The following is a 22600-nucleotide window of genomic DNA, read 5'->3' as shown; positions in this document are numbered from 1 at the left end:
AACCATTTGATCAAAACAGTTCATGTCAGCCATGTCGGACGTGTACGTTCGGTGAATGAGGATTCTGCCTGGATCAGGCACTTGGAGCAAGGCTATATTCTTGGGATTGTTGCCGATGGTATGGGGGGGCATTTGGCCGGTGATACGGCCAGCCGCCTTGCGGTAGAGACACTTGCCGCTGATTTGGCGACGCTGGAGAGCGGATTATCCGCACATTCTTTGACGGCGGCGCTCAGCGACGCTATTTTGCATGCCAATGAAGTCATCTTCCAGACGGCTGCACGCGATGAAAAGTATCATAATATGGGAACGACAGTTGTTGCGGTTTTATTAAACGACGCATCCGGAATTATCGGACATATCGGTGACAGTCGTGCCTATGTCATTTCCAAAGGAGCGGTACGTCAGCTTACAGAAGACCATACTTTGGTTAATGAGCTGTTCAAAAACGGTCAGATCAGTAAGGAAGAACGGGAGAACCATCCTCGTCGCAATGTACTGACACGGGCGCTGGGCACTGATTCCGAGGTGAAAGTGGATATTGACTCCATTGCGCTGGAAAAAGGCGATGTACTGTTACTGTGTAGCGACGGATTAAGCAATCTGGTAACGGAAGAACAAATCAGCAAAGTAGTAGGTGCCGCAGAGAATCCTTTGCAGGAGCGCGCGGATCGTCTGCTACATCTGGCGTTGCTTGCCGGAGGAGACGATAACATTACTGTAGCTTTGTTTGAATTGCCCGACGACACGGTTTCATTGAGTGAAAAGGGGTGTGACGCATGATCGGGCACCTGCTAGGGGGAAGATACGAAATTATTGAGCGTATCGGTGGCGGCGGTATGGCGCTGGTGTATAAGGCTCAAGACATTTTGCTGAATCGCAATGTCGCAGTTAAAGTGTTGCGCCAGCAATTTGTTCATGATGAGGAATTTATTCGCCGATTTCGGCGTGAGGCGCAGTCTGCGGCCTCGCTTTCGCATTCGAATGTGGTCAGTATTTATGATGTCGGCCAAGAGGATGAAATCCATTATATTGTAATGGAGTGCATCGAAGGTAAAAATTTGAATGAGATTATTAAAGAACGTGCGCCATTGCAAGTGGATGAAGCAGTACGGATTGCTTCCCAGATTTGTGATGCGCTGGAGCATGCCCATCAAAATCAGATCATTCACCGAGACATTAAGCCTCATAATATATTAATTGGACGTAATGGACGGGTTAAGGTAACTGATTTTGGGATTGCTAGAGCTGTTACGTCAACGACCATTACCCAGACGGGTTCTGTTGTGGGTTCTGTTCATTATTTTTCACCTGAGCATGCAAAGGGTGTCGTCACCGGCGAAAAATCGGACTTATATTCTTTAGGTATTGTCTTATATCAAATGCTGACAGCGCAGCTCCCTTTCCTGGGAGAAAGTCCAATTAGTGTAGCGCTCAAGCACTTGCAAGAGGAATTTGAGGAACCACGTAAAATTAATCCGTTGATTCCGCAAAGTGTGGAAAATGTCATTCTAAAATCCATGCGCAAAAATCCAGAAGAGCGTTATCAATCGGCAGACGAAATGCTAAAAGATCTGGAAACCTGTTTGCTGCCGGGACGGCGTAATGAATCCAAGCTGGAGTTTACACATTTGGATGATGAGGATCAAACACGGGTTATTCCGGCTATTAAGCCTCAACAATTAGGGATGTCTTCTAGTGGCGATGATGTACCTGCTCAACCGCGTGAGTCTGAACAGCTTCCGAGCAAGCAATCGTCCAAAAATAATAGAAAAAAAGCGATCTTGTGGGTAACACTAGTGTTGGTGTTACTTCTGTGCATGGGCGGAGTGGTGTACTATGTGCAAAGTGTACTTGTCGTGCCTGAGGTAAAAGTACCAGGTGTATTGACACAAACAGAAGACCAAGCGAAGGTTAATCTCAGTAAAGCGGGATTACTCATTGAGGAGCCAATCCAGCATGAATACAAAGAGGGAATCGCGCCTGGAGTTGTATTTTATCAAAGCTATCCTGCAGATTCTTTAGTCAAGGAAGGAACCAAGATTAGTCTGAAAGTCGGGATTGCCAAGCCGCTCACCCCGATGCCGGATGTCAAAGGCCAAAGCTACGAGAATGCTGTTAAGCTGCTGACCGCCCAGCAAATTAAGGAGACGCAGATTCAGCAAAATGAGCAGTTCAGTGATCAGGCCGCGGGGACCGTCCTTAGTCAGACACCCGCTGCAAATGAGCCATTTGATAAGGACTCAGTCCAGGTTGTGCTCACAGTCAGCAAGGGCGCTGATACTGTGAAAATGCCAAGCCTGATAGGGAAGACGCAGAACCAAGCAGAAAATGAGGTTAAAAAGGCAGGGCTGAAGGTTGGCTCGATTAAAGAAGAATTTAGCTATGAGCAGGAAAAAGGAAGAGTAACCAAACAGTGGCCGTCAGAGGCAGGCAGTGAGTTGCCACCAAATACGGAAATTACGTTTTATGTAAGCACGGGTTACCCGCCAGAAGCGATTACACTACCATTTAATGTGCCTGTTGCGCCGAAGGAAGAGGGCAAAAACAGCAAAATTCGTATCACTTATACGGATGCGCGTGGAGAAAATCAGGAATGGGGAAGCCGTACGATTAATACGACACAGATGTTCACTATCAATCTGCTAATGGCTCCGAACAAAGACAGTGTTGTCTCAGTATTTAGAGATGGTGACTTTATTGATACGTATCCAGTCTCTTATATTGAGGCGAAAAATGGAACGGTGACGATGCCCCAAATTGCTCCGCCTGCTGGAACTTCACCAACGGATACACCTGATGGTACTTCCTCGCAGAATGGAAGTGGAAACGGCGAGGAAGGTGATAGCGGGGGATCTTCTAATGATACTGGCAATAGTGGAGGCGACTCGAACAATCAGGAGGGCACAGGAGGTAATGGTGACCCTTCCGCCTTTGTTCCTGGAACGAATTCCACGGGGAGTACGCGCAGTGAGTTGGCGGTTAGTCATAAAAACAACCCAGGCCACGCAAAGAAGGAAAAAGTGATTGAGGCTGTTCAGCATCAGTAAACTTGCAATAGGAAGATGCTCAACCTGTTATACGCAATGAAACTTGAACATTATGAAGGAGGACATCTTACACATGCCTGAAGGTCTGATCGTCAAGGCGCTTAGCGGATATTATTATGTCTCCAGCCTGGATCAGGATGGGCGTCCGGTATCTGGCGAAGCTACGGTACAATGCAGAGCACGCGGCATTTTTAAGAAAAAAGAGATTACGCCTCTTGTCGGTGATCGGGTCGTTTACGAACTGACTGAGAACGGGGAAGGTATGGTCGAGGAGATTAGAAAGCGTACGACAGAGCTAATTCGTCCTCCAGTAGCTAATACCACGCTAGCCGTGCTACTGTTTTCCTTGCGTGAGCCGGATTTAAACCTGCCTTTACTGGACAAATTTTTAGTCCATATTGAGCACGCCGGACTGGATACGATTATCTGTTTGACTAAGCGCGATTTGTATGAAGGCAGTCCTTCAGAGGATGACACCGTGCTGGCCGTTCAGGAAATGTACCGGAAGATCGGTTATGAGGTGCTGGTAACCAGTGCCCGTACCGGAGAAGGGACGGCTGAGCTTAAGAAGCTGTTGGCTGGTCAAATCAGCGTGTTTTCCGGGCAGTCAGGTGTAGGAAAGTCTTCCATGCTTAATGCTCTGGAGCCTGGGTTAACGCTGGAGACGAGCGCCATAAGCAATAAGCTGGGCCGAGGAAAACATACGACTCGTCATGTGGAGCTGATTCCTCTAGACAACGGAGGGTTTGTAGCAGATACACCAGGGTTTAGCCAGCTAGATTTTCTGGAGCTAGGTGTGGATGAGTTATCTCCCTGTTTTCGTGAATTCCAGCAGTATGCGGAAGGATGTAAATTTCGGGGGTGTACCCATATTCACGAGCCTAGCTGTAAAGTAAGAGAGGCCCTGGAAGAAGGCCATATTTCACAGGGACGATATGATAGCTATTTGCAGTTCTATCAGGAATTAAAAGAAAAAAAGCGGAGGTACTGAGTATATGTTAAAAATAGCACCGTCGATTTTATCCGCTGATTTTGCTCGCTTGGGCAGTGAAGTTGCGGAAGCTGAGGCAGGAGGGGCAGACTGGATTCATGTGGATGTAATGGATGGACATTTTGTATCCAATATTACACTGGGCCCACCTATCGTTCAGGCTATTCGTCCGCATACGACTCTTCCCTTGGATGTTCATCTGATGATTGAGCATCCTGAACGCTATATTGGCGATTTCGTAAAAGCAGGAGCCAACATCATCACTGTTCATGCTGAGGCCTGTGTTCATTTGCATGGTGTCCTTCACTTGATCAAGCAGCAAGGCGCTCTGGCTGGAGTGGCTCTCAATCCGGGTACTTCACCATACGCGATCAAGGAAGTGCTGCCAAATGTGGATATGATTCTGGTGATGACGGTCAATCCTGGCTTTGGAGGTCAGTCCTTCATTCCAGAGACGTTAAATAAAATCAGACAAATCCGTGCTTGGCTGAACGAATTGGGCCGTCCAGATGTACATATCGAGGTAGACGGAGGTATTGCGGAGGAGACGGCACCAGCCGTATTTGAAGCGGGGGCTGACGTGTTAGTGGCTGGTAGTGCGGTATTTGGCAGAGCAGACCGCGCAGCGGCTATTGCTGCGATTCGGGACAGTGCAGCTCGTTTGTCCAAGTGAAGCTGACTGAAGCATTGTGGATGACTGTAGCGAGCATGGCGACGGGGTTGACCCTTAGCTGTTTCTCGCTAGTGAAGGCTCCTTGGAATGCTGTTCTTTCACTTTTGGCTGTTCTAATTGTACTGTTTTATTTTCGAAAAAATGAACGGCGGGGTTTACGAATAGGTTTTGTGGTGTGCAGCGTACTTTATTATATCCTGTTTATTTTCATACTCTCAGCATATCTCTATGTTCGCGGACTTGTCTGATGGTATAGCCTGGGATGGTTGTGCATAAATATGGTTACATGAGCGGGATTCTCATGTAGCCTTTTTTTTGTGGGGCAACAACCCTTGACAGGTTGCATAAACTACAGAGAACGGATGCAGGAGGATGATGGGGAGGGTGAGGCATGAAGTTTTACACAATCAAGCTGCCAAAATTTCTGGGTGGATTCGTTAAAGCCATTTTGAATACATTCCAGAAAAACTGAATTCAACGTAATGTAAACACAGGATGTAGGATGAAAACTGGAGGTACACAGGGCACGCTTCCCGGGCACAACAGATAGGTAGCTCGGCAGTAAAAGATAGGAACGCACGGGAAGGTGCCTGACATTTTGTTCTCCTGAACCAGATGGATATTACTTTTCGAATAACCAAAAAAGCACCCGTTTAAAACGAGGTGCCTTTTGCTTATAACGATATTTTTTTACGACTACACGCGAGTCACTTTACCGGCTTTCAATGCACGAGTGCTGACATAAACGCGTTTCGGTTTACCGTTAACGAGAATGCGAACTTTTTGTACGTTGACGCCCCAAGTACGGCGATTACGGTTGTTAGCGTGAGATACGTGGTTACCGCTGCCAGGCTTTTTGCCTGTTACAGAACATTTACGAGACATGATTCCACCTCCTATTCTGAAAATAACCAAATTCCATACGGAACGGGTCTCTCTTCAGGCCGACTGGGTCAGCCGGACTTTGTAAGTCACTAACCTGAACAAAACAATACTTAAATATAATATCATAGTCAAAAAAGCTCCGTCAACTGATTCAAAAACTTTATTTATTTCTCTTTCGCATTATAGTACAATATGGGATAGTTATTGCTGCGATTATTTTGTATTAAAATGGAATGTGAATTCTTATTCCAGTCATGCCGGCAGTTCAGAGGCGGGACTATAGTCATCATTCCAGCCGATGATTTATTGTTAGGCAGTTGACTGGTTTTTCATTTTATATGACCTGTAGAAGAACGACCAGACGTGAGTACAAGAGCTTACGAAAGTGTGATATTCGTATTCGTCGTCTGGCTTTAGTATAATTCAATTGAACCTGTACGCACAGTTGAATAAGGTGTTGTGAAGGTTGATAGTAAAACAAGTGTATTAAGCTAGGAAGGGGAATTCTCTTGAGTAATCGTTCTTTGAATGGAACAGATTTTACCGCAATGGTTTTAGCCGGGGCGGAACAATTACAGCAGCATGCGGAACATGTCAATTCACTAAATGTATTCCCAGTGCCAGACGGTGATACGGGAACCAACATGAATTTGACGATGAGCGCGGGCGTAACGGAATTAAAGAGGGGGGACTCTTCCTCCATCGGTGTCATGTCCGGCATATTATCCAAAGGTTTGCTGATGGGAGCCCGCGGCAATTCAGGGGTTATCCTGTCTCAGTTGTTTCGTGGCTTCAGCCGTTACGCTGCCCCATACGAGGAATTGAATACCCTTCAGTTCGCATCGGCATTGCAGAGCGGGGTGGATGCGGCCTACAAGGCGGTTGTTAAGCCGGTGGAGGGTACAATTCTTACCGTGGCGAAGGAAGCGGCCAGGCATGCTGTGTTTTTCTCGCGCCGGACGAACGACATCACGGAACTGATGGAAGAAGTGCTTGCCAAAGCGAAGGAAACGCTTGCCATGACGCAGGACATGCTCCCTGTATTGAAGCAAGTAGGAGTTGTAGATTCGGGTGGGCAAGGTCTTGTGTACATTTATGAAGGTTTTATGCAGCATCTTGGAAGCGGCTTGGTGACGTCTTCAACTGCAAAAAGTGATAATGTACGCACGGTTTTTGCTCCTCACGTATCGGAGAGACCTACTGCTACTGCAGTTGTTCCTTCCCCAGATGCGCCGATTTCTGCGCAAGCGAAGCTCGAAACGGATAATATTGAATTTTTGTATGATATGGAGTTTTTTATTAATCGACAATTGGGCGAAGCGCAAGGTACCGATTTTGATGAGGAAGCCTTCCGGAAAGCGTTAGCAGTAGATGGTGATTCTATTATCGTAATTTCAGACGATGATGTCATCAAGGTTCACGTGCATTCTAAGGCTCCTGGTGAAGTGCTGAATTTGGCACTGCGCTACGGAGAAATTACACAGATTCGTATTTTAAATATGCGCGAGCAGCATCGTGATTTGTTGTCTGCGGGTATGGATGTTGCTCCTGAGCCTGAGTGGTTTGCTGAAATACCAACAGAGCCTGCACGTGAGGAAGAGCCGTCTGAGCCCCCCGCTCATGAACTGGCATCCTTTGGTTTTATAGCTGTGGCTTCCGGTGAAGGAATTGCTGATATTTTCAGAAGTTTAGGCGTCGATGTTGTCCTTTCTGGCGGCCAGACAATGAATCCGAGCACAGAGGACTTCGTTAATGCGGCGCGTTCGATTGCGGCTCAACATATTTTTATTCTTCCGAATAATTCCAATATTATTTTGGCGGCAGAACAAGCACGTGAACTGCTAGAGATGGAACGTATGGTGTCGGTTATTCCGAGCAAAACAATTCCTCAGGGGATTGCGGCAGCATTTGCCTTCCAGGAGGAAGAGGCTTTTGAGGTAAATCAGGACAATATGCGTGACGCAGTCACTCGGGTGAAGTCTGGGCAAGTGACCTACGCGGTACGGGATACGACACTGGATGACCTGCATATTACAGCCGGGCACTACATCGGTATTCAGGATTCCAAGATTGTAGCGACCGAGGAACACTTAATGGCAACGTCCCGTCTTTTGCTAGCGAAAATGCTGGTGAATGGCGATGAAATTGTTACGATTCTCACAGGTTCAGACGCGAATCAAGAAGACACAGATCAGCTTGTTGCATGGCTTAAAGAAAATTATGCGGATGCTGAAGTGGAAGTTCATGAAGGTGGTCAGCCGATTTATCCTTATTTGTTCTCAGTGGAAACCTGATGTGCTTTAGCACGCCCATGGAAGTCCACAACAAAAGGAGGTCTGACTGATGAGCAGTACCATCATTTTGACGGATAGCACGGCTGATATTCCACCGGAATTAGCAGACCGTCTCGGTATAGTTGTTGTACCATTGACAGTGATGTTCGGCAGCACAGCTTACCTGGACGGCATTGAGATGTCAGCGTCGCAGTTTTACAGCGAACTAGTACGGGCTGATGAGCTACCTACGACATCACAGCCTTCACCAGCCCGTTTTTTGGAGACATACACGACGCTGTTGGAGCAGTACCCCGAGAGCCAGGTTATCTCTATCCATTTATCCTCGGGTGTGAGCGGAACGTATCAGTCTGCTCTGCTGGGCAAATCCATGCTGGAGAAGCATGAACATAGAGTGACTGTGGTGGATTCCAAATCAGCTTCATACGGATACGGCATGCTAGTGGTTTATGCGGCAGAGCTGGCGGCTGCCGGGCATTCCCCGGCTGATATCGTTCGGGCTGTGGAACGTCGTGGGGAGCGCCGTCGTTTGTATTTCCTGGTGGATACCCTGGAATACTTACAAAAAGGCGGACGTATTGGCAAGGCAGCGGCAATGGTTGGTACGTTACTTAACATTAAGCCGATTCTTTCGATTGACAAAGAAGGCACTATTTATTCGGTTGATAAGGCGAGAGGGCATAAAAAAGCGACAGCACGTATAATTGAACTACTGGAGCGGGATTTAAAAGGCCAAAAAATTAATATTGCTGTGGGTCATACGGCAGATCGCTCAGCGGCAGAAGCGTTCGTGGCTCAGCTGGCAGAGCATTTTGAGCTGGGAGATCGAATATATACTGAACTTGGCGCTGTGATTGGGACCCATGTAGGGCCAGGAACGATTGGCATTTTTGTATGGCCGGCCGGAGATGAGAGGTAATATGCTGCAATTGGATCAAATACCTTTAAAACAAATACATGGCGTGAGTGCTCTCAAAGAGGGAGAGCTTCACGCTTTTGGCATTTCTAACATACAGGACATGCTGGAATATTATCCGTTTCGGTATGAAGATTACCGACTGCGCTCGCTAAGCGAAGTGAAGGATGGAGATAAGATTACAGTACAGGCCAAAATTATGGGCATTCCGGTGCTTCAGCGTTACGGGCGCAAATCAAGGTTGACTTGTAAATTGATGGCCGAGGATTGGATGTTTACCGCGACGTGGTTTAATCGGCATTTCATGAAGGAGCAGCTAACCTCTGGTCGTGAAATTGTGGTGACTGGTAAATGGGATCTCAAACGGATGCAGATGACTGTTGCAGATTCTGAGTTTCCTGATAAAGGAGTAGCCCGCTCGGGGACACTTCAACCGGTGTACTCTATAGGCGGCAAGATTACGCAAAGCTGGATGCGAAAAACAATGAGCCAGACACTCCAGCAGTTTGGTGAAATGATCCCCGAAATATTGCCTGAGTTGCTTGTGCGTAAATATAGTATGATGCCGCGCAAGCAGGCTATTGCAGGTATACACCAGCCTCAGGACAACCGCGAGGGGCAAGAGGCTCGTCGGCGGATGGTGTATGAGGAGCTATTTTTATTTCAGCTGAAAATGCAGGCATTCCGGGCGCTAAATCGTGGTCGAGCGGACGGGGTGGTACATACCGTGGATAACGCCACGATTCGTGAATTTGTAAGGGCTTTGCCTTTTGAATTAACGGATGCACAGAAGAAGGTAGAGCTTGAAATACTGCACGATCTACGCTCACCTTATTGTATGAATCGTCTGCTTCAGGGAGATGTTGGGTCGGGTAAAACAGTTGTTGCTGCCATCGGTTTATTTGCCACAGTACGTTCCGGTTTTCAGGGAGCGCTGATGGTGCCAACCGAAATATTGGCCGAGCAGCACATGCGATCGCTTCACAAGCTGTTTGAGCCCTTTGGAATCAGTGTGGGCCTATTGACTGGGAGTACAACCGGGAAGAAGCGTAAGGAGCTCCTAGCTGCTCTCCAAATGGGTCTGCTGGACATTGTAGTAGGCACCCATGCTCTCATTCAGGAGGATGTATATTTTCGCCAGCTTGGGCTTGTTGTAACGGATGAGCAGCATAGATTCGGAGTGAATCAGCGTAGTGTACTGCGTCGCAAAGGCTATAATCCCGATGTGCTGACGATGACGGCCACACCGATCCCCCGTACGCTGGCCATCACTGCGTTTGGCGATATGGATGTTTCTACGTTGTCAGAGCGGCCGAAGGGGCGTATTCCAATTTCCACCTATTGGGTGAAGCACGAACTGATGGATCGGGTACTTGGTTTTATTTCCCGCGAGGTAGATCAGGGACGGCAGGCTTATCTGATTTGCCCGTTGATTGAAGAGTCGGAGAAGCTGGACGTACAGAATGCCATCGATTTGCATATTCAAATGCAACAGGCTTTTCCACATTACCGCGTTGGGCTATTACATGGACGAATGACTCCCGCAGAAAAGGAAGAAGTTATGCGTTCTTTCTATGCGAATGAGGTTCAGTTACTCGTTTCAACGACGGTTGTGGAGGTGGGGGTAGACGTTCCCAATGCGACGCTAATGATCATTATGGACGCGGATCGTTTTGGGCTGTCCCAGTTACATCAATTACGTGGACGTGTCGGACGGGGAGCACATGCCTCGTATTGTGTACTGATCGCTGATCCTAAGTCGGAGGTTGGTCAGGAGCGGATGAAGGTTATGACCGATACGGACGATGGTTTTGAGGTGGCTAGACGCGATCTGGATTTGAGAGGGCCGGGTGACTTTTTTGGCACCAAGCAGAGTGGGCTACCCGAGTTTCGTTTAGCAGATATGGTAGCGGATTTTGAGGTGCTGGAAAAGGCGCGGGAGGATGCAACCGATCTGATTAAGGATTCGTCCTTTTGGACATCTCCGCAGTATGAAGCACTGCGCGGTTATTTGCAAAAAGAACAGATTTTCCAGGGGGATCTCATCGACTAATCCACCATGAATCATGAGGTTGTTCTAAACGTTTTAAACAGATAGGCACAATGGACAGGCTGGCCGTCATATATTTGGGAATGACCGAATGATATGGGAGGTGTGGCAACATTGAGCTATCAGCAATATGGAATTAGTCCGCAACTGGTGGAGCGGATTAAGTTGAAAATGAAGAATCGTGCGCTCAAGGAGCGGGTTAAGCAGCAGATTGAAGGTGTGACTAAAGCGGACCTGCAAAATAAAGCTAAGGTGCGTCATCTTGTGAAGTCCACTTCTGCTATTTTAAACGAGCGTTTGACGGCTGCACAGGAGGAGCAATTGACCGCCTTCGTATTGGCACAAAAAATTGATCCGTCCAATACATTCCATCTAATCAAGCTGTGGGGAATGTTCCGTTGATTGCTATTTGAAGAGGTGCTTCAAAGCGCTCTCCATGTTTTTTTGTGAAGCAGAGATGAAAAAGGATTGCCTGATATCAGGCAATCCTTTTTGGTTTGTATTAGTTCATTCCCCGGGCAATAGCTAGTGTGTGCTTATCATGAGACTTTTATTTGTAATGACCTCCAATTTTGATAGACCGTTCCATGGCCTGCCCGGCATCTGTTAACGACGATGCGCGCATGATGATGGACTGACCGTACCGATCCTTTAAAGTGTCCGTCACCTTTTCCAAAGCACGGGATCGCTCCAGATCCTCAAAAAAATCCAGCTGATACAGTTGATCATCCACCAATCCGCTTAAAGTAACCCCTGCGCGCTTCACGGGCATATGATTCCAAAAAGTATAAAAGATTTTTTTAACGGTTTCATATACCTTTTGGGTATGGTTTGTAGGATCGGGTATCTTCATTTGTCGGGAGAATCCGGTTGGTGCCTCGTAGGGACTGCATATACAATGAACAGTCACAACCGAGCCCATATATCCTTTGCGGCGGGCGTCCCGACACACCTCCTCTGTTAGTTCAAGCAGGATGGTTTCCACTTCCGCAGGCTGGAGATAGTCGCGGGGAAGAGTCATCATATGACCGATGGATTTGGGAGGTGTATTAAATGTTTCCGGCTTGACCGGGCTGTGATCGATCCCGTTAGCAGTTCGCCATATCACCTCTGCCTGAATATCGGACTGCTTGCCGAAATGAGACCGGAATCTGTCCTGTAGCCGGGGTAAGGGAGTACGTGCAATATCTCCAATGGTGTGTAGTCCAAGCTTCTCCAAATGCCGTTCCATGCGCGAACCGATGCCGAACATAAGACGTACTGGCTGAGGCCACAGCAACGCTGCAATATCGGATGTAGGCAACAAGAAAATGCCACTGTCATTTTTTTTAGCCCATATATCTGTTGCGGTTTTAGCCAGCATTTTGTTGGAGCTGATGCCAATTCGAATCCATACTCCTGTTTGTGCCAGTACCTTTTGCTGAATTTCACTTGCAATACTCACCGGATCCCCGAACAGGGAGAGGCTTCCGCTCATATCCAGAAACTGTTCATCAATGCTGAAAACCTCAACCAAATCCGTATATTCATTATAGATTTCTGTTATTTTTAATGAGACATCGATATAATGCTGCATACGTGGGCGTACAATGATAAGGTCAGGACATTTTTTCACCGCTTCTCCCAGGCGTTCTGCTGTAGATATACCGTATTTTTTGGCCAGCGGACACGCAGCTAAAATAATGCCTGAACGAAGTGCAGGGTCACCGGCCACAACGAGTGGCTTATGTTGGTATTTGGGATCATCTGCTTTTTCGATGCTGGTATAAAAACTTTGGCAGTCCGATAAGAATATGGTTCTATTTCTGCTTTCCTTCAAAAATCCGACCTCCTCTCCTGATATGTGTGGGTCATCCTTCCAAAATATTCTTGAATGTATACTCTTATAGTAGTATTATATACAGAACAAGTGTTCCTAATACAAATGTATTTTTTGGAACGTTACAGTTTACGGAAAACCTAACATGGCGTATCATAATATCTTGAGCAAAAACAAGTGGAAATGAATGAATATTGAGGGGAGAAAACCATTTTTATGAACCCAAAACGTCGACCATCATCTCAAAAACGCAGTAGGTGGCGTATTTTTGGCAGAGTTTTGCTGATTAATATCAAGTGGTTCTCGTTTGCGGGTGTACTTGGAGTGCTGTTTGCTGGAGGTCTTATATCCGGTTATGTGGCGGCACTGGTTCATGATGAACCTGTACGATCACGTCAGTTGATATATGAAAAGGTAAATGAGAACGCTCTGACCAGCTTTGTATTTTTTAATGATCAGGTAACTCCGGTTGGAAGAATGCGCATGGAGGAGGATCGACAGCTCGTTGATCTGAAGGATGTTCCTCAGTCTATTGTGGACGCCCTCATTTCAACGGAAGACAGCCAATTTTATGAGCATCGTGGTGTGGATTTAAAGGGAACTGCTCGTGCCGTTAAGCAGAAGCTTTTGAATGAAAACCGCCAAACAGGCGGCAGCACACTGACGCAGCAGGTAGCCCGAAGGGTTTTTCTCAGTCTGGATAAGACGGACAGTCGCAAGGTGAAGGAAATGCTGCTGGCACTGCGTATGGAGCGGTTTATGGGCAAGGATAAAATATTAACGGCTTACTTAAACAAAATGCCTTTTGGTAATGGTTCCGCTGGTTACAATTTATATGGAATCAAGTCTGCTTCGTTAGGGATTTTCAATGTAAGTGATCTACATAAGCTTCATATTGCTCAGGCGGCTTATTTGGCAGGTCTCCCGCAACTGCCATCTGTTTATTCCGCTTTTGATGGTAAAGGGAACTTCGATGAAGAAGGCTTCAATAAAGCGATGGAGCGCCAACGTGTCGTGTTGGGAAGAATGCTGGCAACAGGTAAACTTACGCTATCCGAATATAACGAGGCGCTTCAATTTGATGTGAAAGCCACTCTTGCGCCACATCGCGAAAAAAGTTATAACACATTCCCTTATTTGATGCTGGAGACAGAGCGGGAAGCCGCCCAATTGTTAGCGCTCCAGCAAAATCCCGATATCACGGCAGCCGAGATTTCCAAGCCTGAGCATGCCGAGCTTCTTCAAAATACGCGAGAAGAGTTGCAACGGTCCGGCTATCGAATTTATACAACGATAAATAAGAAAATTTATAACAATATGCGGCAGATTGCAGCCAATCCACAAAATTTTTCTCCATACAGTAAGAAGAAGGGATTAGAGCAGATTGCAGCAATCATGATTGATCATAAAACAGGGGCTATACTCGGTATGATCGAGGGCAGGGATTTTAATACCGAGCAAATGAACTATGCAACTCAAATGACACGTCAGCCCGGTTCTGCCATGAAGCCTATTGCTGCTTATTTACCTGCTTTGGAAAAGGGCTACACTCAGCCAGCCGGTCTTATTGATGATTCACAAATCATATTGAAAGACGGGCGTAAAGGTTATCATATTCCTAAAAATTATAACAGACGGTACGAGGGGCTTATGACAGCCCGTGAAGCACTCAATCGGTCAATCAACATCCCTGCGCTGAGGCTGTTCCTATATGAAGTTAAAATTCCAAATGCTTGGAATTTTGTGCGTTCTCTTGGAATTACGACGATTCAGCCGCAGGATGAACATGCTCAGACAGGGGTTTTGGGTGGACTAAGCAAAGGGGTATCCGTCGAGGAACTGACCGCAGCATATGGAACGATTCCCAATATGGGTGTATATAATGCACCTCATCTGATCAGCAAAATTACGGATGCCAACGGGAAGATCGTATATGAATTTAAACCGCAGACGAAGCGTGTATATTCGCAGCAAACCGCATTTTTGATGACGGATATGCTCAAAACGGTTATATCAGATCCGAGGGGAACCGGCAAACGCCTGCAAAATGCTTTTAAAAGCTACGGTGCCATTGATATCGCCGGTAAAACCGGTACGACACAAAACTTTGGTGATGTGTGGTTTATGGGGTACACACCTGACGTTACACTAGGCGTCTGGGCTGGTTACCGCCAACAGGTTAATACATTATCTCAAGAAGGCCATTCCAGAGCACAGTCAGTGTGGGCACTGATCATGAATGAGGCGGTCAAGGACCAGCCTGAGCTTTTTAAGAAAAAGCACTTTATACGGCCGGAAGGTGTTGTAAGAGTTACGGTTTCTAGCCTTACAGGTAAGCTACCAGGGCGTTATTCCCGTCAATCGGGTCAACTCGTGACTGACTGGTTTAATCAAAAGTATGTGCCTACCGAAGTTGGAAGAGAACAGCTTCCGCGTTCTGCTAGACCAGTGGTCCCGTCTAAACCAGATATCAAGGAAAAAGAAGTCCCAGAGGTTGAGGTACCTGCAATAGATAAAGAGAAAATTCCACCAGAGGAAACGGATCCTACTGTTCCTGACGCAGACACAGAGATAGATATGCCTGATGAGAATAAAGATTTGCCATCTACAGATACTCCGCAACCTTCTGTTGAGAACGAGCAGGTGACTCCTTCTGAATCACAAAGCCAGAGTGAGACTCCAAAAACCAAATCTGATGAAGTTATTTATCCTGAAATAATATCTGATCAACCCAAAAACTAAACGACGGGAACGGCCTAGTTTAAAATGCCGTTCCTGACAATGTCTACAGTGACCTGCGGATGAAAACGGACATTGGGGTATTCTTTATTCCAATCTACACTTTTCCATACTGCTGGATAATGAGCGATCAACTGTCTGCCTACGCCAAAGGCATCACATCCATTTTCCTGAAGTGTACGGATAATTTGTTTCGCATCCTGGGTCATGATTTCGGAAAGTTGACGGTTCAGACGCTGTACGTTAGCTTTATCTTGAAGATGGTTTCGTGCATATTCAACAATATCGACAGGCAATTTTAGGTTAAGCTCCACATCAATTTGTCCATCGCACTGAACGTTCACTTTAAGGCTACGTTTGACATTCTGGATTTTAGCCTGATACGTAATAAAGTTTTGCACATCACCGACAGGTCCTGGATGTATCCTTTTTACAAAGCGAGCTGTGTTTTTCCACTTTCCAGTCATTAAGACATATAAAACACCTTGCTCACTACTTAGGCTTCCTGTGAATTTTTGTCCGTGAAATAGGGCAATTCCACGTGCTGTAATATCTTCTCCTTCTTTGGAAAGATAGGGAAGTACAAAATCTTGACCCGGATCAAGCATTGGGGGGAGCAGTGTCTCCAGTGTCATTTCCGGGAACATACACATTTCCTCAAGGCTTCTGATTTTTTTGGTTATAAATTCGCCAATCAAGAGGCTACCTATGCTTTTTTGATCTATTATTTCCCCAGCTAATCCATCTACAATAGCTACCTTGACATGGGAAGTCGGATGGTCAGGCTCACGATACAGCACATCCAGATAGGGATATAAATCTTTTCGGGCCAAGCTTGTACCATACAGAATAACTCCGTATTTGAAAAAGCGGATATCCCCGGTTACTTTGGCTCGGATTTTGTCTGTACTTTGCCGAACGGAATGGCCGGTGCCTGAGTGAATTTCATTGGTGCTTTTACCTTGATTGCTTTGAGAATCGTCTACAACCTCTAGCGTTTGCAACAACATGCCTTCAGGAGTGAGATCATAAGCCGATGCATTTGCCAATCGGGCATCCTTCAAATTGTCCTGATCCCAGCAGCCTGTTATAAAAATGAGTAGAGTTAGCATTCCAAGCGCTCTGCTCTTTTTTTTCATGTTTCAGGTCCCTCCTTTTTTTTGAAGAGATAGGATAGGATCAGCAGCAGAAAAGGGAACACAATTAGGAAAATATAAGCAGAATTATTGGCTATGGAACCAATAAGCTCGAAATCTTCTCTTCGTTGAGGCAAATAGGCAATACAACATGAGGCGAGCACAACAAAGGGAACCGCCTTTTTGTGACTTTTTTGCTTGAATAGATAGCTTATTCCGTAAGACGCAATAATATCCACTTATAGCGCCAAAGATCGAAATGAGCCAAATCGGCAGAAAAATAAAATCGACCCGATCCATCGTCCCCATTGGAATGGATCTGAGCAAATAAATGACTGGCTCCGGCATTAATTCAAGCTGTTGGGGACTGAATACGGTTGTACAGGTAAATACGGTAAAACAATACAATAGTACCACGATCGCGTTAGCTGCCAGAATTGACTTGAGCTTGCTTGTACTTTTGCCCTCAACCATGGGAAAGACGACAAGAATGAACTCAAAACCAAACATCGCTAGGAGCGTTTCTTTTGAACCGACAATAATACGGGGCCATCCCGCCTCAGTCAGAGGTAGCAGATAAAGCGGGTTGGACTGCTTTATACCATAGCTAATTAACAGCATCATGGGAAAAATCAGAAATGAAATTAAAACAAGTACTCGGGCAATCGTTCTTAAATTTTCGCGAACCAGATATATGCTACTGAACAAAAACAGGGCAAGTATAGCCCAACGGGGAGTATATTGCAGCATCCAGCGATTAATGACGTCATAAGCGTTCACAAGAACCGAGGTACCCATGAGCAGATAGTAAGCAATGTAAGCCACAGTCAATGCTTTTCCAATCCAGCAACCAGTAATCTGGGTTAATATTTGATAAATCGAAGAGGAGGGAAAACGTCTTAGCAGGAGCCAGCACATCAAAATAATGAGTTGAATCAAAAGGCCACCAATAATGACAGATATCCAACCCCCTCCTTTAGCTGAAAGGTGCATCTGATAGGGAAGTGACAAAATATCTACGCCAATCTCAAACTTAATGATGAGAAAAAACAGTTGACCCGATGCAATGGTACTTTCTTTATTCACGTCTTTTCCAGCTCCTAGAGTCGTTCTGCTGCTTCAATTTTTGGGCTTGGGAATCATATGGTCGCTGATGGAATGTCCAAATCGGAAAGCGGATAAAAACATCTTTCATATCACCGAGCCGGAATGGTGCAAGAGGAGCAAAGTAGGGCGTACCAAAGGTCTCCAGCTTGCAAAGGTGGATGGTAAGAAAAAGTAAACCGAAAGCAATGCCAATGTATCCAAACAAGGCTGCAGCAATCATCATCGGAAAACGAAGGATACGAACCGCTGAGCTCATTTCATGAGAAGGCACTAAAAAAGAAGAAATGGCTGTTAACGAGACGACGATGATCATCGTATACGACACGAGACCAGCCCGAACGATAGCATCTCCGATGACGAGACCGCCAACGATTCCAATAGTTTGACCAACCCGACTGGGTAGACGAACCCCGGCTTCTCGTAGCACCTCAAAGATCAATTCAAGCAGCATAGCCTCCACAATCGCTGGGAATGGAACATTTTCCAGTGATTTTTTGATGGTATGCGCCAGCTCTAATGGCAAAATAGCTGGATGAAAAGCAATCGTCGCAATGTAAATGGCAGGTAGCGTAAAAGCGATCAAAAAGCTCATCATTCGAATCGTTCTTAGAAATGAACTAATAATCCAACGGCCGTGATAATCATCTGGGCTTTGGTAAAATGCAAAAAAAGAGACGGGAGCTATTAGAGCAGTTGGGCTACCTTCAGCCAAAATCGCTATGCGTCCCTCCATTAGATTGGCGGTCACACGATCCGGTCGTTCCGTGCTGAGCTGTTGAGGGAAGAGGGAAAAAGGGTTGTCCTCAATAAACTCTTGAATAAAACCGGGGGGGAGCACCATATCGGAGGAGATCGCTTTAATTCTCGTTTTCACTGCTTCCACTAGCTCAGGATTAGCCAAGTCTTGAACATAGACAATAGCGATTTTAGTCCGGGTTTTAGATCCCACATAAAAGTAGCGTACAACCAGTGACGGTGTGACAATTTGTTTGCGAATCAGATTCAGATTGATGGATAACTGCTCAATGAATCCATTGTGCGGTCCGCGAATAATCCCTTCGTTTTCTGGTTCGTCCGTACTGCGAGCATACGTTTTTTCGGAAGAAAGGATAAAAAATCCTTCCGCTCCATTTATCATAAAAATGCAATATCCCTGAATAAGCGAATCAGCAGCATTTTGAAGGTCGGTGTCTTTTTGACTGCTTAAGGTGGTGAACATTTGATGAGAGACTGCATCGGTTTTCTCATATAAGGCACTCAGGATATGAGTTTGAATCATCTCCTGATCTACGAGCGAATCAATATAGAGCAGCATACCGTCTTTGTCGTCAACGGAAATCGCCTGCTTTTTTAAATCATCCGTGTAAAAAAGTGCTTGCTCAATAAAGGAAACATTCCTACTTAATTCAACGGAAGCTGCGTCATGTCCAGCCAAGAGAGCACCTCCTTTTTGGATGAGATAGGCATAATGTGTGTCAAATGGATTGAGTTTATCCATGATCTGGTGACTTATCCATTCTCGAATCACCTTCACTTCACGTAACGCAATAGTTTTATACTAGAATTTAGGTTGATAAATGGGAGGTGGGTGGGTTGTTTTGCAGGGATTGAAAATTAATCGTGCAAGAACTAGAGACGAGATTACAAGGGGGCTTAATCTTGGGTGGGGTCAATTCCCAGATAATGTCCCAGTTTCCGTCGGACCTCGCTGCGAGCAAAGGATGAAAGCATGAAAAATCGCCTTTGATAGCCGCGGCATACATACAAAACCTCTACGCCTTCATGATTTCGGATTTCGCTGTATATTTTAACTCCTAGTGTTTTCATTCGCGCCTTTGTCTCTGCTAATTGAACAGCTACGCGCTGTTGTACTCCAGTCAGGCTACGAACATACAAATCGGGCATTTTTAGAGGAGAGGTATTTATAATACGAATGTCTCGTTCCAGCACATCCAGCACAAGAGTTAGAAGTACACAGTTCTTGACCAGCCCTGCGTCTTCTTCAGAAGGCAAGGGAGCTTTATTCTTGTGTTTCAGTGTCTTTTCGCTTGGCATAAAAATCTCCTTTACTCCGAGTAAGAATACAATATATAATTAGTATACAGAACATATGTTCTGTTTATACCTCCCTCATCATAGGAATTTTTCCATAGCTAAAGCAATCATCAATTATTGGAAAAGTGGTAGGGAGCGATACCCTATGTGCCATTCTGTAAAGAATTCATGCGTTTATCGCCAATGACAGTTAAACAGAGTTTATGTTAAGCTAATGGATAAAAACTTACATAAAAGGGGAGATCGTTCTGGCTGCGGTCAGCCTTTACTATTTAAATTAAGAAAGTGGAGAAAGAAGGTATACATATTGTCACGTTCGTTATATGCAGCTTTATTATTGTTGAGCCTCATTTGGGGCGGTTCGTTTATGTTTATCAAGGTGTTGTTGCTACATCAAGTAGGGCCATGGACGATTGTATTTCTCAGATCCAGCTTTGGATTTATTTTTATCGTCTTATTAATGCTACTTATGCGCAGGCCGTTTAAAATCAAAAGCATTCCGTGGAAATCGGTTATTCTGGTAGCTTTGGTCAACATGGTTTTGCCATGGACATTGATCGGTTTTAGCGAGACCAGAATAGCTAGCAGCATGGCTTCTGTATTGAATGCCACCACGCCAATATGGACCATGTTGGTGGGGCTTGTTTTTTTCGGGGCTATTTTTCATCGAATGCAGTGGTTAGGAATGGGTCTCGCTTTTGTAGGAATCATTATTTTATTGGGTATTAATCCTGCATCTATTATTTCTGTTGATCCTGTGGGTTTTGGATGTATGCTGCTTGCGACTCTCTGCTACGGATTTGGAACACAGCTCTCCAAACGTTTTCTCTCCAATCTTTCCATGTATCAGGCTACTTTTTCGACACTGTTTGGTGCTGCGGTAGGGGGTGGCATTATGATGGCAATTGTGGAGAGACCTGATTTGTCGATTGTTTCTGACCCAGGTGTATTGGGTTCTCTTATAGGACTGGGAGTTTTGGGATCAGGAGTAGCATATATTTTGTTCAACTACATGATTTTGCGGGGGAGTGCGGAATTTGCTTCTTCGGTGACGTATTTTGTACCAGTAAGTGCCATCGTATGGGGCTTTTTGCTCTTGAATGAACATATCGGCTGGAACGTTCTGACCGGGCTGGTCCTTATACTTGGAGGCGTGTTTATGGCCAACCAGCGTAGAACCGCCAAATTAAGTGGATAATAATCTAAACAGAAATAAAATACGCTTTGGTTATTATATTAAATGTGCATTCGCCAAACCTACGGTATAATGCGTTAATTCGCACATACAATAAAGCATGCTCACACATAAAATAAAATATGGTGCAGCAAAAAAGCAAGCTGTTTAGCAGGTGACAAGGTGTGGTATAATAAATTATAGAATTATATGTACCACAGAAATGTCGGAGTTTTATTCCACAAAAGAAAGGATCAGGATACCATGTGTCCCCGAAGGATACTTCCCCAAAGGACGATTTGGAAACGATTTGATCTGTCTTATACTTAGCTTTTCCGCGGAGTAACGTCAAGTTGCGAAAGCCAACTCTGCGGAAGAGGGGATTGTACATGCGAAGGACCAAGTCCTCCAGGCACATCTTACCCGGTAGCTTCCGTAAGAGTGGGTTCATCCACATCTAAACTTACGAGAAACCGAGGGAGCCTGTATGAGGAAAACTTACGAATCTATCGTGAACAATGGAGCACTGAGACAGATTGCTGTCATGTTGCTCGGAACATGCATTTTAGCTTTTACGTATTATCACATTAATGCTCAAAATCATTTGTCAGAAGGCGGATTTGCAGGCTTGGCCCTGCTGGGACATTACGCGTTTGGCATATCTCCAGCATGGAGTATGTTGCTGCTTGATATTCCCGTCATATTGCTGGCATGGGTACTGAAGGGCAGAAGATTTATGCTGCTTGCGTTAATCGGAGCCATCGCTTTTTCACTGTTTTATGCAGGATTTGAGAAGTATTCGACTCTGGTTATAGATCTACATGGAAATCTGCTGATAGCTGCTCTACTTTGTGGGGTGCTTACAGGTTTGGGAGCCGGAATCGTACTGCGATTCGGTGGAGCAACCGGGGGCGATGATATCTTATCTCTGCTGATCAGTGAGTGGCGCGGGTGGAAAATCGGCAACGTGTTTATTGTCAGTGACATCATCGTACTGGGATTATCATTGTTGTATCTGCCTATGAAGGAAACAATGTTTACAATACTGGCTGTGTGGCTTGCCGGAAAAATAATTACATGGACGACCACGTTCCAACTGCACCGACCTGTGAAAAAGGTACTGCCAGCGGCTATTCCCGCTAAAAAGGTGGTTGCCAAAACAGTGCCGGTCGTCCACAGCCTTCGTCAATAAGGAAAGGGTGTTACGTCAGGAGAGAAATCTTCTTACGTAACACCCTTTCGCTGTATTCAGCTTCTATCAGGAAGGCTTTAAAGTTGAATGAATGCGTCCATTCCGGTCATGAATAATTGCAGAAATCTGTTGGTGTTCTACAAAACTTTGAGCTTCGTCAATCGCCTCATTTTTGTGTTTAAAGGTTGAAATGGGCTGGTTGTGTCCCTCTTCTTTGATTGCCCAGCGATCCTCGTGCGGCACCACATGAATGGGTTCCTTTGCATCGGAAGAAGCGGAATGATGGTTGTGCATATTTTCGTTCCATTCCTCGGCTTGGGAAGTGGCAATCGCAATCGAGCGCCCTTCTTCATAGCCGTCACGGAGTAGGGCGTTAGCAATATCGACGGCTTTTTCTCGCACACGAGGCCCCAGGTTTTTCATGGATGGAGGGTAATCATGTTTGTTCCAAGGCATAGTTGCACACTCCTTATAACAGATGATGTATTATGTATTACCCGTTGTCGGCTTAAACAAACG

19 protein-coding genes are annotated in these 22600 nt (G+C 45.7%); 12 read left to right on the top strand and 7 right to left on the bottom strand.

From position 1 onward, the window contains the following. Positions 1 to 6: 6 nt before the first annotated feature. From MKY24_RS16235 to spoVM, 5 genes are all read left to right on the top strand, one after another. On the top strand, positions 7 to 783 hold the full coding sequence (locus tag MKY24_RS16235) for a Stp1/IreP family PP2C-type Ser/Thr phosphatase (protein ID WP_053325713.1): 777 nt from the start codon (positions 7 to 9) through the stop codon (positions 781 to 783). Next, the gene (pknB, locus tag MKY24_RS16230) at positions 780 to 3050 is read left to right on the top strand and encodes a Stk1 family PASTA domain-containing Ser/Thr kinase (protein ID WP_028540564.1); all 2271 of its coding nucleotides are present in this window, start codon (positions 780 to 782) and stop codon (positions 3048 to 3050) included. Before MKY24_RS16235 ends, pknB begins: the two co-directional genes overlap by 4 nt. 73 nt (positions 3051 to 3123) lie before the next feature. Continuing rightward, on the top strand, positions 3124 to 4041 hold the full coding sequence (gene rsgA / locus MKY24_RS16225) for a ribosome small subunit-dependent GTPase A (protein ID WP_023989300.1): 918 nt from the start codon (positions 3124 to 3126) through the stop codon (positions 4039 to 4041). 4 nt (positions 4042 to 4045) lie between these two features. Then, on the top strand, positions 4046 to 4714 hold the full coding sequence (gene rpe / locus MKY24_RS16220; protein ID WP_023989299.1) for a ribulose-phosphate 3-epimerase: 669 nt from the start codon (positions 4046 to 4048) through the stop codon (positions 4712 to 4714). 391 nt (positions 4715 to 5105) lie between these two features. After that, positions 5106 to 5186, top strand: coding sequence for a stage V sporulation protein SpoVM (spoVM, locus tag MKY24_RS16215; RefSeq protein WP_010345573.1), 81 nt, complete (start codon positions 5106 to 5108; stop codon positions 5184 to 5186). 224 nt (positions 5187 to 5410) lie between these two features. On the opposite strand, the gene rpmB is transcribed toward spoVM, so the two are convergent. Beyond that, the gene (gene rpmB / locus MKY24_RS16210; RefSeq protein ID WP_013310881.1) at positions 5411 to 5599 is read right to left on the bottom strand and encodes a 50S ribosomal protein L28; all 189 of its coding nucleotides are present in this window, start codon (positions 5597 to 5599) and stop codon (positions 5411 to 5413) included. Between the two features lie 509 nt (positions 5600 to 6108). Here rpmB and MKY24_RS16205 point away from each other — a divergent pair. The 4 genes from MKY24_RS16205 to MKY24_RS16190 all read left to right on the top strand — a co-directional run bounded on the left by MKY24_RS16205 (position 6109) and on the right by MKY24_RS16190 (position 11261). Beyond that, a complete protein-coding gene (locus MKY24_RS16205; RefSeq protein WP_023989298.1) occupies positions 6109 to 7893 on the top strand; it encodes a DAK2 domain-containing protein in 1785 nt (594 codons plus the stop codon). Between the two features lie 49 nt (positions 7894 to 7942). Beyond that, positions 7943 to 8812, top strand: coding sequence for a DegV family protein (locus MKY24_RS16200; RefSeq protein WP_023989297.1), 870 nt, complete (start codon positions 7943 to 7945; stop codon positions 8810 to 8812). Between the two features lies 1 nt (position 8813). Further along, positions 8814 to 10862 carry an ATP-dependent DNA helicase RecG gene (gene recG / locus MKY24_RS16195; RefSeq protein WP_034095059.1) on the top strand — a complete coding sequence of 683 codons (2049 nt, stop codon included), beginning with the start codon at positions 8814 to 8816 and terminating at the stop codon, positions 10860 to 10862. A 111-nt stretch (positions 10863 to 10973) separates the two neighbouring features. Continuing rightward, complete coding sequence (locus MKY24_RS16190) at positions 10974 to 11261, top strand: stage VI sporulation protein F (protein ID WP_013310877.1); 288 nt, start codon at positions 10974 to 10976, stop codon at positions 11259 to 11261. A gap of 148 nt (positions 11262 to 11409) precedes the next feature. Here the strand turns inward: MKY24_RS16190 and MKY24_RS16185 are convergent, their stop codons facing one another. After that, positions 11410 to 12678, bottom strand: a complete 1269-nt coding sequence (locus MKY24_RS16185; protein ID WP_069080002.1) for a DNA polymerase IV — start codon at positions 12676 to 12678, stop codon at positions 11410 to 11412. Positions 12679 to 12894: 216 nt separating this feature from the next. Here MKY24_RS16185 and MKY24_RS16180 point away from each other — a divergent pair, with 216 nt between their 5' ends. Then, the gene (locus MKY24_RS16180) at positions 12895 to 15420 is read left to right on the top strand and encodes a transglycosylase domain-containing protein (RefSeq protein ID WP_339200326.1); all 2526 of its coding nucleotides are present in this window, start codon (positions 12895 to 12897) and stop codon (positions 15418 to 15420) included. Positions 15421 to 15434: 14 nt separating this feature from the next. On the opposite strand, the gene MKY24_RS16175 is transcribed toward MKY24_RS16180, so the two are convergent. The 4 genes from MKY24_RS16175 to MKY24_RS16160 all read right to left on the bottom strand — a co-directional run bounded on the left by MKY24_RS16175 (position 15435) and on the right by MKY24_RS16160 (position 19715). Next, positions 15435 to 16556, bottom strand: coding sequence for a Ger(x)C family spore germination protein (locus MKY24_RS16175; RefSeq protein WP_339200324.1), 1122 nt, complete (start codon positions 16554 to 16556; stop codon positions 15435 to 15437). A gap of 84 nt (positions 16557 to 16640) precedes the next feature. Then, positions 16641 to 17639, bottom strand: coding sequence for a GerAB/ArcD/ProY family transporter (locus MKY24_RS16170; protein WP_339200323.1), 999 nt, complete (start codon positions 17637 to 17639; stop codon positions 16641 to 16643). Then, entirely contained in the window at positions 17632 to 19095 is a 1464-nt protein-coding gene (locus MKY24_RS16165; RefSeq protein WP_339200322.1) for a spore germination protein, read from the bottom strand. Before MKY24_RS16165 ends, MKY24_RS16170 begins: the two co-directional genes overlap by 8 nt. Positions 19096 to 19313: 218 nt before the next feature. Further along, a complete protein-coding gene (locus MKY24_RS16160; protein ID WP_053325708.1) occupies positions 19314 to 19715 on the bottom strand; it encodes a hypothetical protein in 402 nt (133 codons plus the stop codon). 307 nt (positions 19716 to 20022) lie between these two features. On the opposite strand from MKY24_RS16160, the gene MKY24_RS16155 reads away from it, so the two are divergent. Together MKY24_RS16155 and MKY24_RS16150 are read left to right on the top strand one after the other, a co-directional pair. Next, positions 20023 to 20913 (top strand): DMT family transporter, encoded by an 891-nt coding sequence (locus MKY24_RS16155; RefSeq protein WP_023989291.1) that lies wholly within the window; start codon positions 20023 to 20025, stop codon positions 20911 to 20913. 463 nt (positions 20914 to 21376) lie between these two features. Further along, positions 21377 to 22081 (top strand): YitT family protein, encoded by a 705-nt coding sequence (locus MKY24_RS16150; RefSeq protein ID WP_023989290.1) that lies wholly within the window; start codon positions 21377 to 21379, stop codon positions 22079 to 22081. Between the two features lie 66 nt (positions 22082 to 22147). On the opposite strand, the gene MKY24_RS16145 is transcribed toward MKY24_RS16150, so the two are convergent. Then, positions 22148 to 22537 (bottom strand): DUF2188 domain-containing protein, encoded by a 390-nt coding sequence (locus MKY24_RS16145; protein WP_053325707.1) that lies wholly within the window; start codon positions 22535 to 22537, stop codon positions 22148 to 22150. Between the last annotated feature and the right edge of the window lie 63 nt (positions 22538 to 22600).

This window comes from Paenibacillus sp. FSL P2-0322 (assembly GCF_037975315.1).
Lineage (GTDB): Bacteria > Bacillota > Bacilli > Paenibacillales > Paenibacillaceae > Paenibacillus > Paenibacillus polymyxa_B.
This window is presented reverse-complemented; position numbering and strand designations above follow the sequence as displayed.